Here is a 13,374-nt window from a genome sequence, read left to right as displayed (position 1 = left end):
TACTGCATAAAAAAATACTTTATCTTTATTTTATATAAATGTAGAAGCGATATCAACTTTATATTTGATATCGCTTCTATTTAAGAGAATTTAGACTAAGTCAGAAATCGTGGATGTTTATCAGAAAGGAAATATATATCTGATAGATTATCTATAGTCATTAGTTTCATAATGATGAAACCTGAAAGCTTAATTTTGTTTTCGTACGACTAATTATTTAAAAACCACTAAAAAAGAGAGGGTAAAAATACCCTCTCCCAACAATAAATTTATTTCATCTTACCATTCCGGGTTCTGGCCTAACTCTGGATTTTTAGAACGAACAGCCGTTGGTATAGGACGTAAATAATCTTTTTTAGGATTAAATACACGCTTTTCTGCTGCATAATTAGTTCCCGCATATACATCTACATAATGTTTTCCATCAACTTCATAAGTATATACAGGAGCAGCTGCTGCAGGATCACCCGGTTTATAAACACGTCCAGTTATTTTACCCTCTGTATCACGTTGGATATAACGTTCATTGTCATAATCAGAATCCTCAAAACGGATACCTAATACACGTTCTTTTAGCTTATCACCTTGTGCCCAACGCATTAGATCTTGGTAACGTAAATTTTCAAATGATAATTCAACGCGACGTTCACGGCGAATTTCAACAAGATCAGAAGATATACCTAAATCTGCATATTTAGGATCCATCGGTGGATTTAAGGTCATATGGGGCATATCAACACGATCACGTAATACGTTAATAGTCTTATCTAGATCCGTTTGCTCCAATGTTCCCAACTCAGCCTTAGCCTCAGCTAAACTTAATAGGACTTCAGCATAACGGATAATCGGGGCATCATGAGTCTCGTTTCCATAACCTTTTTTATCTTGCTCAAGAATGTAATACTTAATCAAATGATAACCTGTAGCACTTGGCCAACTACCCATATCACCTAAACGCGGAAAACTTTTACTTCCCATATTTGTATTAAGAATACTTGCTTGATCACCCGGTTTAAGGAAAGTCTGAGCCATACGGGGGTCACGGTTAGCAAATGTCTTTTCCGGCGTGCTATCATCAAATGTAAGACTTAAACCTGTTGGCAAAGCTGTTCCATCCGGTTCCTTACACAGAAAATCATCTGCAAAATCTTTTGTTCCACCTGCTCTAATGTTAATAATATATCCACATTGGCGATGCATTAACAGACCTTTCGCATATTTTCTGTACATAATCATTTCCGGATTACCCTCTAAATCATCTGAAGTGAAAAGAGTAGCATAATCTTTATCAGGATTACCCGTATCATATATCTTGTATCCTAAAGTCATACATTCCTCAGCTGCAGACACAGCTTCTTCCAACCAACTCTCATAGTCGGCTTTATCACTCAGGTTATGATACTTCCGATATGTTCCTTCATATAAGCAAATACGTGCCTTCAAAGCCAAGGCTGTTCCCCTCGTAACACGATTAGGAAGATTTCCCGGCCATGCATCAGGCAAATTCTTACATGCGTTATCAATATCTATCAATACTTGAGCCATAACATCTTTTCTTGGAGTACGGCCTACATACAATTCTGGAGAATCTGTAGTTAAAGCATGAGTAATCAAAGGTACATCACCATATTTTTGTACTTTATCAAGATAAAACCAAGCACGGAATAGAGATGCTTCACCAAAAAAACCTTTTTTAAGCGTAACTTCAGTAGTACTGGCAACTTTTACCTTATCATAATTATCCATGAAAGTATTGATACGATGAAGCGCAGTCCATACCCAACCACCATATAAAGGGCTATTATAATTGGAAGGAATTGTTTCCAATCCTGCAGCAATAGCAGAGGCCCAAGTTTGTGATCCATCCACCGTAGCATAATTATCAGACATTGCCTCAATAGGAATTACGCTATTTGTTTTTCCATTATAAGCATTATTGGTAAAGCCCAAAATAAAGTTATAATTGTCAGTACCAGCATTATCAGAAACTGCATTGTAAATACCATTACAAAAACTCTGAAGGTCTGCTGTAGTATTCCAAAAAGTCTGGGAGTTCAAATCATTAGTAGGAGTACGTTCCAAAAATGAATCATTACAGGAAGTACTTACTAAAGCAACGACACCCAATAAAACTGATTTACTAAATATATTTTTCATTGTTTTCAATTTTAGAAAGTTAGATTAACACCGAATGAATATGTTCTCATGAAAGGATACAGCATTGTACCATTTCCACGGGCAGCCTCGGGGTCGTATGGGCCCTTAATTTTAGAGAACTCAAACAAATTTTCAGCACTAATATAAACAGTTGCCTGAGATAAAAATACCTTCTGAATCCATTCTTTTGGCAAATTCCATCCCAAAGAAATATTCTTCATACGCAAATATGAAGCATCTTGTAAATAACGAGTTTGTTTTTGGCGGTTACGTTCATCTTTGGCTATTGGACGTGCAAAATAAGCATTCGGATTACTTTCACTCCAAGAATTCTCCAAGAACCATTTTTGAGTATTATAGTATTCTGTAGCAGCCGGCCAGAACGGTTGACCAGATGGCCAAAAATCACGTTTACCCACTCCCTGCATGAATATATTCAAATAATAGTTCTTATAGGTCAGATTAGCAGTAATACCATATTGATAACGTGGAGTAGTATTACCGATAATCGTCAAGTCTCCATGATCTTCTAAAGTATTCTTACCATTACTGATTTCTTTATCACCATTAAGATTCTTATATTTAATATCTCCAACTTTCCAAGTTGTATTCTTAATCTTACTCTGTGTAGGATGATTAGCTATTTCCTCCTCCGTTTGGAAAATACCTTCAGTCTCATAACCCCAAATTTCTCCAATCTTTTCACCTACATAATGAGTAGTCAAAGAATTAGTCGGATTATTATATTTAGTAATTTCTGCTTGAGAGTCAGATAATATAAAACCAAGTGAATAGCCAAAATCCTTTCCTATTTTATCTTTCCAACTCAAAGAAAGTTCCCATCCATTCGTACGCAATTCAGCTAAATTGGAAGGAGGAGCAGTAGTACCCAATACTTCAGGATATGACACTTTAATCAACATATCCGAGGTAGTACGCTGATAATAGTCAAAACTAAAATCTAAACGTTGATTAAAGAATGTCGCATCCAAACCAACATTGACAGTCTTTGCTTTTTCCCAAGTAAGATCTGGAGTCACTAATGCACCAGGATTTAAATATAATGCCTTTTCATCTCCAAATATCCAGTTTCCAGATGTTCCTGAACTGATAAATGGAATATATGGATAATATTTAGTATTTCCCGACCAATCACTCGCTGTCAGCATCTGATTGCCCAATTCACCATAAGAAGCACGAATCTTCAAATTATCCAACCAAGAACGAGTAGACTGCATAAATGGTTCCTCACTGATACGCCATGCAGCAGAAAAAGAAGGAAGGAATACAAAACGATTATCAGATGGGAAACGTGAAGTACCATCATAACGTCCATTTACCTCAAACAAATAACGGTCATTATAAATATAATTCAAACGGAAAAATGCACCACGCAACGCCCATTCATAACCATCATCGCTAACAGTTTGCTGACCTGTTCCCAAACCTAATGCAGGTTGGTTTTCGTTCAACAATCCTTTACGTTGAGCAGAGAATGTGGAATATTTCGTCAACTCTTGATTATATCCTAACATACCCTTCAAATAATGTTTTTCTTTGAATGTACGTTCATATTCTGTATAAGCATTAAATGAATAATAGTTCTTATCAACATTAGTCCACTTGAAGAAATTATCACCTGTGTCACCATTTGTAGCCTGAAAATCTTTTGTCCAGAATGTTAATGTCTTCTTATGATCTGAATTACGCTTATAATTTAAATTATAAGAGAAATCCACGCGGGCTTTCCAGCCTTTCATAAACTCAAAATCGGCACTTGCAGTAGCCCAAATATCATGGGTCTTGTTATTGGTACGACCACCATCTTTCAGCATGGCATAAGCATTATTTTGGGCATACATTCCATCCCATTCATCCAATTCAGGATAACGGCTATCTTTGTGCCATGGCTCAACCACATCTGTCGGTGAAGAAAATACAACGGACTGCCACACATCATCTTTATATTTATAAGGCTTATCATGAGTAGCATAGTTATACATTACTTTTGCTCCCAATTTCATCCAAGAAGTAGTTTGATTCTCAACAGTTAAACGAGTGTTCAGTTGTTGATACTGATCTTCGCCGACCTTATATAAACCTCTTTGGTCTAAATAACCAACTGAAGAATAAAACTTAGTCTTTTCATTTCCACCGGAAATAGTAACATTATGACGATGAGTAGGACTAACCTTTCTCAACATCTTTTCTCTCAAATTACTAAATCCATAAAAACGAAGAGAACCATTCACCATTTCATATTCAGGATTGTTCTCAGGATCAGCATCCCATGCTTTCATCTTTTCAATATAAGCAGCATCCCACAAACGGTTTACACTACCATTATCACAGGCCTGATTAATAAATTCAGCGTGCTGCCAACTGTGTTCCACCATATCAGGCATAACCGTTGCTTTTGAAATAGACACATTACCAGAATAAGATATGGAAGTTTTCATGTCCTTACCAGCACTCTTAGTCGTAACCAATACAACACCATAAGCTGCACGTACACCATAAATAGCAGATGCTGCCGCATCCTTTAACACAGTTACACTTGCAATATCATTAGGATTAACTAAATCCAAGCTCATTTCCACACCATCTACCAATACCAGCGGACTACCACCATTAATAGAAGTGGTACCACGAACATTCAAAGATGCACTCTGTCCAGGTTCACCACTTGTGTTTGTAATTTGTAAGTTAGGAATGGTACCTTGCAGTGCACTCGCAGAAGAAGTAATAGGACGGGATTCCAATACTTTTGAATCTACCTGTCCGATAGACCCTGTCAAGTTTACCTTCTTTTGAGAGCCATAACCTACTACTACAACTTCTTCCAAAGCTTTGGCGTCCTCACTTAATGTAATTTCAAACGTATTCTTACCGGCTACTTTTATTTCTTGAGTAACATAACCGATAAAAGAGACCTGCAATACTGCATTTTCAGGAACATTAGATAGAGTAAAATTACCGTCCATATCGGTAATTACACCATTGGTTGTTCCTTTTACAAGAACATTAGCACCCGGAACAGGACCGAAATTGTCCATTACAACACCTTTTACTGTTTTACTACTTTGTTCAATAGTTTGAACAGCGTCGACTCCGGAAGAATTTCCATTACTCATAGGATTTGCTGCTACACCAGCACTTGCCAATGCCCAAACAGCACAGAATAAAATCCTTTTTGAGAAATCAAGAGAGACTCTTTTTTTCATAAGTACAATAGATTAATTATTAATTAGATTAAGATAACGTTTATTTTTAGCTTTTAATCTTTCGCTGCAAATATATGTAATTTAATAAAACAGGAAATTAATTCCCTGTTTAAATGTTATGGTTTTATAATATTATGGAAAATTAGACACCTATCGCGGACGTTTTGGGCACATTATAAGACGAATTTGACCATCTTTTACCGTTTTTTTTAAGATTATTCCAATTCGTGTATAAGCCGGACCATTCACTTGGATAGTATCTGATGTTAATTCTACCTCCCCAGACGCATCTATTGTAACAAGCATCTGTTCATTACCTACCGCCAGCAGAAGATGATTGGCATCTATCTGCTTCCAGTCGGCGGATGTGGTTAATGCTGTTTCGAATCGGATAGGTGCATTAGCAAAAAACTTATCTTCAACTGTAAAACTACCGACATCAGTACGGTCGTAGGTAAATGTACGGAGTAATTTCTCTAATTTGGGGGTATTGTAAGCTGAAGTTAAATCTATGGAAAATAGATCTTTAGTCCTTGTCAGTTCTCTATTTAGTACTATCGCTTGTGCTCTAGCACCAGTTACTTGCTGCAAACCATCTACTAAAGGTACCGGATGGCCGAAAGAACCTTTAATAGGATATTTATCAGGAGCATCTGCCGAAAAGTAATCACCGGGATAAGAAAAAGGACCGCCCTGATCACCGGCAACTGTTTCTCTTCCTAAAGAAACAGCATAAGAACCAATGTCATTATGGTTATGATTTTCTGCATTATTACCACCCTTTGCCGAAATGGCAAGATCACAATTACTTTTTTCAGACGGACGAGCTACCAAGATACCCGCCTTTTCGTAAAAGGTATGAAGAGGATCATATTCTTCTTGTATAGCTTGTTTTATTTCATCACTTTGTTCTAACTTCCATGCTTGATTAGGGAAAAATTCAATACTATAAAGAGAAAGGTTTCTGCCATTGAAAGGAAATACACACTTCTCAAAATAAGGAGCAGTACCCAATACATTGTCACAGTAATTATTTATAAACCAATCGACAGTCAGACCAATCCTACAATCGGAATAGGCAGGACAAATACCGTTCAACATTTGTATTTTTTTTCCATATTGTGCAATACGCACAAATTTCGGCGTACGAAAGAAATCCACTTTACCTTGCGTAGCACGGCAAACCTCTTCTCGAAGCAATATATAAGCACGAAAACCATAATTATAATACCCTACTCCTTCACTACAATAACCATCATCCGCATAACCTTTCATCCCATAAACATGATATTTCTCGGCTGCCGCAACAAAATAAGCACGTTCTTCTCGATCGGGTAATAAAGCAAGAGCAGCTCCCGTAACACCTGCCAAGCAGACCGAATTCCAATTATTGGTCACTGTAAACCACCAGAAAGGCTTATTGGTTTCCAGGCATCGATGAATAGGACGGAAAACTTTCTCCCGGAAAGCACATTGAACGCGAGCTCTCACCTCGGGTGATAGACGGTCGCCCAGCAGCGATACACACTGAGCAATTCCATTTCCTGCCGTGGCTACAACAAGATCCACATAGTAATCGGTTCCATTATAATTTTGCAAACTGCGGTCATGAGCCGGAATAGACCACGGTTTCTGTTCACACAAAGCAATCAAAGCTTTTTCTATTGCCGGGATATAACGGCGACGATTTTCCAGACATTCTGCCAGTGTCAATTTATAAAGATACTGAAAACGTGCATTCATCATATTTTCACCCGGCAAACGGACATTGGTTTTATTGAGGTGTAAATAAAGTGAATCGACAAATGGCGGTATTCCTTGCTTCAACAATCCGGGAACTTCCTTCAATAATTCCTGTGCGTCGGCATCTTGCTTCATTTGTTCCCAGAAACTGCGGTCTTTATAAGATACACCTATACCTTGAGGAGTTTCCGGTAGAAGGGTAGCGATTTCGCGTACCCTTACTGATGATATATTGACATTCTGTGTTTTTGTATCTTGTACCAAACGATACATTTCAGTACCGGCCAATAAAAATGCTCCGGGGCCATATACTTCCGTCATTTCCCGGGTTACTTTCTTCGGATCAGCACCAATGGGTTGCACATATCCTAATTTTCCGTCTTCTTCTACAGCAGAAAGTAAAGCGCTCCAACCTTTTTCCACAATCGGCAGAAAACGTTCACGTGGCAATAGTCCTTCATTAACACCATAAGCCAAGGCATACACAAAAAAACCGGTAGCACTGGTTTCAGGAGAAGGATAAGCATCCAGATCGAGCATACTTGCATGCCAAAAGCCGTCTTTACCCTGGCAACGCACTACACGTTCTGCCATGCGGACAAACAAATCCTGATAAAACGGACGATATTTACTCCCCTCCGGCAATCCGCGAAGTAATTCCACCAGTCCGCCAAGAACCCAACCATTACCACGCCCCCAGAAAACCTTGGCTCCATTCGCCTCTTTCCGGCTGATATAGCGGTGATCGCGATAGAAAAGACTGTCAGCTTTATCGAACAGATTATTATAAGTAGCCTTATACTCTTTATCCATAAACCGGATAAATTTCTTGTCACCCGTTATATTATACAGATGTAAATATACCGGTGGAGCCATAAACAAAGCATCGCACCAAGTCCAATGTTCCAACGTCGACACATCCGAATAATTCAAGACAAAAGAACCTTGTGGCGGATTGGCTATCACCCACTCGGTACGCGCACGTGTTGGAATCAGCATTTCCGGCCGCTTATATTTATCATACATCAAAAGATAGGTTTGCGCCACACAGATATCATCGGCATGATACATCCGCTTATCTACCTGCCAATAATTACGGCGTCCAAGACGCATTAGCCAATCAAAATAAAAAGAATCCCGGTTATCACGCTCCGCTATTCCAGCCCAGCGACATAAACCCAAATAGAAAGTAGCATTTACCCAGTTCAAATCACCATAGGGAACTTCTTTGATATGAGCAATCTGCCAATCGGCCACCCGTCGCATAGCCTGTCTCACCTCTTGCCGTGTCTGAGACTGTACCTGAAACAGGTATGCCCCCAATAAAACAAATAATAAGGATAATAGTGACTTTCTCATAATAAAAGATTGTTTTTCGGATGCAAAAATACGTAACTTCCCATTTGAGACATACACTTATTTTCCATACATATGCCCTTATTATCCATTAAGGCATTTGATGCATGTTTTTTATACGATATAAATAACCATTTTTTATTATTCCCAGTAATTTTGTCATTAACAGATAAAAACAGTAAGGCTTCTTTTTTTATTAAAGAAGTACTACCTTTAGCCCAACTAAAATATAAAAACAAATGAAAACACTCAAACGAATTGCACTCATTGTCTTTCTGGCAATTGCACCGTCCTCAATGATTCAAGCACAATGCAGCATTCAACAATGGTTATTATCACGCAGTTGGAGTAACGGCTTCAATGCCTTGCCCGATGTCTGTACCAACTTAAAAGAATTTCACGATCAATACCAAAAGAACCAACCACAATGGGACGCCATGTTCAAGTGGCTGGCTACACACGACCTTCAAAGTATCCCTGCCGGTAAACACCCGATAGAAGGTACCTCATTGGTTGTCTCAGTAGAAGATAGTGAAAACCAACCTTTGGAAAAACGCGCGTCCGAGTCACATTATCATCACATCGACTTTCAATATGTAGTGAAAGGCAGCGAACGTTTCGGGCTTTTAGACCATGACAGTTCCTATCCCAACTGTGCTTATAAGCCGGACGCGATCCACTATAGCTATGACATAAATAAAACCATGTTCATAGACTCTACTCCCGAACGTTTCTTCCTGTTTTTCCCCAGTGACTGGCACATAGCCAAAGTCCGTACGGACAAAGAGTCGCAATCCATACGCGTAATCGTTGTAAAACTGGACTACATAAAATAATTTTTATTCAATAAATATCTTAATACTTAAAAACAATCAAAACATGAGAAAATTTACCTTTTCACTGCTTTTATCATTTATTGCAGTGTGTTTCATCTCCACTCCCTGCCAAGCAAAGGGAAAAGCAAAGCATGTCATTTTAATAGGTCTCGATGGTTGGGGTGCATACAGTGTCCCCAAAGCGGAAATCCCCACTATCAAACAGTTGATGGCAGAAGGTTCCTATACATTAGAGAAACGTTCTGCCCTGCCTTCTTCCAGCGCTATCAACTGGGCATCCATGTTCATGGGAGCCGGCCCGGAGTTGCATGGATACACAGAATGGGGTTCCAAGACTCCGGAATTGCCTTCACGAGTACTGAATGAACACGGCATCTTCCCCACAGTCTTCCAATTACTACGCGATGCACAACCGGAAGCGGAAATTGGTTGTCTGTACGAATGGAATGGAATTAAATATCTCGTTGACACGCTAGCTCTGAGTCATCATGCCAAAGCTCCCGATTATAATCAACATCCGGAAGCATTGTGCGGTATGGCCGAAAAATACATCAAAGAAAAAAAACCGACATTACTCGCCGTTTGTTTTGACAACCCCGACCACGTAGGACATAAGGCAGGGCACGACACTCCTGAATACTACGCTAAATTGAAAGAACTCGATACATACGTCACCCGTATCGTACAAGCTGTAAAAGACGCAGGAATGTTGAAAGAAACTATCTTTATCGTTACTTCAGACCACGGAGGTATCAAAAAAGGCCATGGAGGAAAAACGATGCAAGAAATGCAGACTCCTTTCATCATTTCCGGAAAGAACGTGAAGAAAGGACTGGAATTCCACGAAAGCATGATGCAGTATGACGTAGCATCTACAATCGCCTATATCTTCGGATTGAAGCAACCGCAAGTGTGGATAGGCCGCCCGATGAAACAGGTCTTCAAATAAGACACTTATTGATAAATAAGTGTCGAGAGATAATCTTCTGCAAACATTTCGTTTGCCACTTCCAATAAAATCTCCGGAGTGAGTTGTTCGATACGTCGAAACACCGCTTCGGAGGTTTCGTATTTATTATAGTGCAAGAAAGTCTTACCCATACCCAAGGCATTATTCTCGTTATTATCCGAAGCCACACCTATTTGTCCGATAAGTTGCTTTTTAGCAGCCGTAAGCTGGGAAGAGGTCATCTTGACATCGCGCATCAATTTCAGCTCCTTATAGACTAGGTGTTTACAAAGATCGGAATCTTCGGGATCACAACCGAAATAGATACAGAAAGTACCCGTATCCGTATAGGAGGTAAGGTTGGATTCTACATTATAGACCAGCCCACGACGCTCGCGGAGCGACACATTCAGGCGACTATTCATACCGGGACCTCCCAGAATATTATTCAACAGATAAAGCGCTGTCCTCTTATCATCGTATGCATTATAGCCACGACTACCAATCATGACATGTGCCTGATGGGTATCCTTATGCAACACAAGATGTTGCGGAACATAAAAGGGCGGCGGAGTACGGCGGTTATCCACCGTAACAGCAGGAATATCGGTCAACAGCTTTTCCGCCCAACGCACCACTTGTTTAAAATCCATATTACCCAGAACGAAAAAGACCATATTGCCCGGATGATAATAACGGGAAGTGAACGAAGCAGCATCTTCACTGCGGAATGTTTTCAATAGTTCGGGATTACCCAGAATGTTGTGTCCCAACGGGTGTTCGCAAAATATCAGGTCCTCAAAATCATCGAATATCAGTTCGGAAGGATTGTCTTCGTATGATTGTATTTCATCGATAATAACTTCCGTTTCCTTTTCTATCTCACGCTGCGGAAAGGTAGAATGAAATACAATATCCGTCAGCAACTCAAAGGCACGTCCAAAGTGCTCGGTAAGGAAAGCCGAATAAATCATGGTCTCCTCCTTATTAGTATAAGCATTCAGGTCGCCACCCACATTTTCCATACGGTTCAGGATATGCCATGCCTTGCGTTTCTTTGTTCCTTTGAAGATAAGATGTTCCACAAAGTGCGCCATTCCATGTTCATTTTCAAACTCATCGCGTGTTCCGGCATCTACGGCAAATCCACAATATGCCACTTTAGAGAGTGACGGCTCATGAATGATACGCAAACCATTCGGCAAAGTATATTGATTGGTTCCCGGCGTTATTTTTTCTATTAACTTCTTCATTCTGATATCTCAAACAATTAGTGGGCACAAAGATAACGCAAACCGAAATCAGTACAAAGCAAGCATGCTTGTTTTTAGTGATGAGGTGCTGCCTATCTTCATATCAATAAAAATACAATAAAACTTATTGCCATTTATGGAAAATTACAGATATTTGTAGGCTATAACCTAACTACTAACAAAATTCAAAATAATGATAGAATCCATTCAGGAGCTTTTGCAGAAAGAAGCACAAGCCGTATTGAACATCCCTGTGACGAATGCATACGAGAAGGCAGTAGAGCTTATCGTTGAGCAGATACACCGTAAAAAAGGCAAGCTGGTTACTTCCGGCATGGGAAAAGCAGGACAGATAGCTATGAATATAGCCACGACTTTCTGTTCCACAGGTATACCTTCTGTTTTTCTACATCCCAGCGAAGCACAGCATGGAGATCTCGGCATCTTACAGGAAAACGATTTGTTGTTGCTTATCTCCAATTCCGGCAAAACCCGTGAAATCGTGGAATTGACGCAGTTGGCCCACAACTTGAACCCGGATTTGAAATTTATTGTAATTACCGGAAACCCGGACAGCCCGCTGGCACATGAGTCCAACGTATGTCTCAGTACCGGAAAACCTAAAGAAGTCTGTGCCTTGGGCATGACTCCCACTACATCCACTACCGCAATGACAGTGATTGGCGATATTTTGGTAGTACAGACAATGAAAGAGACCGGATTTACAATCGAAGACTACTCCAAACGCCATCATGGCGGTTACCTTGGAGAAAAATCAAGGTCATTATGCGTAAAGTAATCGGTATTGGCGAAACTATATTAGACATTATCTTTCAGAATGAACAGCCTACGGCAGCAGTGCCGGGCGGTTCGGTATTCAACGGTATTGTCTCACTGGGACGGACAGGAGTCCCCATCAGTTTCATCAGCGAAACGGGTAATGACCATGTGGGAAATATTATCTTGCGGTTTATGCGTGACAATAATATTCCAACCGATTATGTCAATGTATTTCCCGACGGTAAATCACCTGTATCGCTCGCTTTCCTGAACGACCGGAGCGATGCGGAATATATTTTTTATAAAGATTACCCCAAACAACGGTTAGATGTCATATTTCCACGTCTTGCAGAAGACGATATCGTGGTTATCGGTTCTTATTATGCTCTAAATCCTGTGTTGCGCGACAAAGTATTGGAGTTGCTCGATCAGGCACGGGAGAAAAAAGCAATTGTCTATTATGACCCGAACTTCCGTTCTTCGCATAAAGAAGAAGCTCTCAAACTGGCACCTACCATTATAGAAAACCTGGAATATGCGGATATTGTACGTGGTTCACAGGAAGACTTTTTCTACATGTACAACCAGTGTGATGCGGATAAGATTTATAAAGACAAAATAAAGTTTTACTGTCCCAACTTCCTATGTACGGCAGGAGCGGAACAGATTTCACTCCGTACAAAAAACATTTCCAAAGAATATGCCATTCCGCCACTGGAGGCGATAAGTACTATCGGTGCAGGCGACAATTTCAACGCAGGTATCATCTATGGTTTGTTGAAATATGATGTACGCTACGAAAACCTGAATAACATAGATGAAGCCACTTGGGATAAAATCATCCGTTGCGGTATGGAGTTTGCAGCAGAAGTTTGCATGAGCCTCAACAATTCCATATCAAAAGAATTTGCGGAAAAGTATAAATACTGATCCTGCCGCAGATTTACCTTCGTTCAACACCGCTTTTGCTTATCATAATAAGGTATAACCACGGATTTATATGGATTTGAATTCTTAACGCAGTGAAAGAACTAATAAAAAATCTGTGTAAACCCGTGTAATCTGTGATAAAAGTT

General features: G+C 39.7%; 8 protein-coding genes. 4 read left to right on the top strand and 4 right to left on the bottom strand.

Annotated features, from left to right (window positions below; genetic code table 11):
- Positions 1-279: 279 nt before the first annotated feature.
- The 3 genes from C1A09_RS02165 to C1A09_RS02155 form a co-directional block, all read right to left on the bottom strand.
- Positions 280-2,157: a RagB/SusD family nutrient uptake outer membrane protein gene (locus C1A09_RS02165; protein WP_101542088.1), complete on the bottom strand. Its 1,878-nt coding sequence runs from the start codon at positions 2,155-2,157 to the stop codon at positions 280-282.
- Positions 2,158-2,168: 11 nt separating this feature from the next.
- Complete coding sequence (locus C1A09_RS02160; RefSeq protein WP_101542087.1) at positions 2,169-5,381, bottom strand: SusC/RagA family TonB-linked outer membrane protein; 3,213 nt, start codon at positions 5,379-5,381, stop codon at positions 2,169-2,171.
- Between the two features lie 150 nt (positions 5,382-5,531).
- Complete coding sequence (locus C1A09_RS02155; RefSeq protein WP_101542086.1) at positions 5,532-8,483, bottom strand: glycoside hydrolase family 88/105 protein; 2,952 nt, start codon at positions 8,481-8,483, stop codon at positions 5,532-5,534.
- A gap of 293 nt (positions 8,484-8,776) precedes the next feature.
- On the opposite strand from C1A09_RS02155, the gene C1A09_RS02145 reads away from it, so the two are divergent.
- Both C1A09_RS02145 and C1A09_RS02140 read left to right on the top strand, forming a co-directional pair.
- A complete protein-coding gene (locus C1A09_RS02145) occupies positions 8,777-9,316 on the top strand; it encodes a NanQ anomerase/TabA/YiaL family protein (protein WP_370738714.1) in 540 nt (179 codons plus the stop codon).
- 43 nt (positions 9,317-9,359) lie between these two features.
- Positions 9,360-10,265, top strand: coding sequence for an alkaline phosphatase family protein (locus C1A09_RS02140; RefSeq protein ID WP_101542083.1), 906 nt, complete (start codon positions 9,360-9,362; stop codon positions 10,263-10,265).
- Between the two features lie 5 nt (positions 10,266-10,270).
- Here C1A09_RS02140 and C1A09_RS02135 read toward each other — a convergent pair whose 3' ends face one another.
- The gene (locus tag C1A09_RS02135; RefSeq protein ID WP_101542082.1) at positions 10,271-11,518 is read right to left on the bottom strand and encodes a M16 family metallopeptidase; all 1,248 of its coding nucleotides are present in this window, start codon (positions 11,516-11,518) and stop codon (positions 10,271-10,273) included.
- A 193-nt stretch (positions 11,519-11,711) separates the two neighbouring features.
- Between C1A09_RS02135 and C1A09_RS02130 the strand changes: the two genes are divergently transcribed.
- On the top strand, positions 11,712-12,317 hold the full coding sequence (locus C1A09_RS02130) for an SIS domain-containing protein (protein WP_101542081.1): 606 nt from the start codon (positions 11,712-11,714) through the stop codon (positions 12,315-12,317).
- A complete protein-coding gene (locus C1A09_RS02125; RefSeq protein ID WP_101542080.1) occupies positions 12,305-13,228 on the top strand; it encodes a carbohydrate kinase family protein in 924 nt (307 codons plus the stop codon). The genes C1A09_RS02130 and C1A09_RS02125 overlap by 13 nt, the downstream gene beginning before the upstream one ends.
- The last annotated feature ends 146 nt before the right edge of the window (positions 13,229-13,374 follow it).

Source organism: Bacteroides cutis (assembly GCF_900241005.1).
In the GTDB taxonomy this organism is placed as follows: domain Bacteria; phylum Bacteroidota; class Bacteroidia; order Bacteroidales; family Bacteroidaceae; genus Bacteroides; species Bacteroides cutis.
The sequence above is the reverse complement of the archived record's forward strand: the minus strand, read 5'-3'. Positions and strand labels throughout refer to the sequence as shown.

Excerpts from the sequence above, each read along its gene's own strand:
- C1A09_RS02140 (WP_101542083.1), top strand. The coding sequence starts at position 9,360 with ATGAGAAAATTTACCTTTTCACTGCTTTTATCATTTATTGCAGTGTGT.
- C1A09_RS02155 (WP_101542086.1), bottom strand. The coding sequence starts at position 8,483 with ATGAGAAAGTCACTATTATCCTTATTATTTGTTTTATTGGGGGCATAC.
- C1A09_RS02135 (WP_101542082.1), bottom strand. The coding sequence starts at position 11,518 with ATGAAGAAGTTAATAGAAAAAATAACGCCGGGAACCAATCAATATACT.
- C1A09_RS02130 (WP_101542081.1), top strand. The coding sequence starts at position 11,712 with ATGATAGAATCCATTCAGGAGCTTTTGCAGAAAGAAGCACAAGCCGTA.
- C1A09_RS02160 (WP_101542087.1), bottom strand. The coding sequence starts at position 5,381 with ATGAAAAAAAGAGTCTCTCTTGATTTCTCAAAAAGGATTTTATTCTGT.
- C1A09_RS02145 (WP_370738714.1), top strand. The coding sequence starts at position 8,777 with ATGATTCAAGCACAATGCAGCATTCAACAATGGTTATTATCACGCAGT.
- C1A09_RS02165 (WP_101542088.1), bottom strand. The coding sequence starts at position 2,157 with ATGAAAAATATATTTAGTAAATCAGTTTTATTGGGTGTCGTTGCTTTA.
- C1A09_RS02125 (WP_101542080.1), top strand. The coding sequence starts at position 12,305 with ATGCGTAAAGTAATCGGTATTGGCGAAACTATATTAGACATTATCTTT.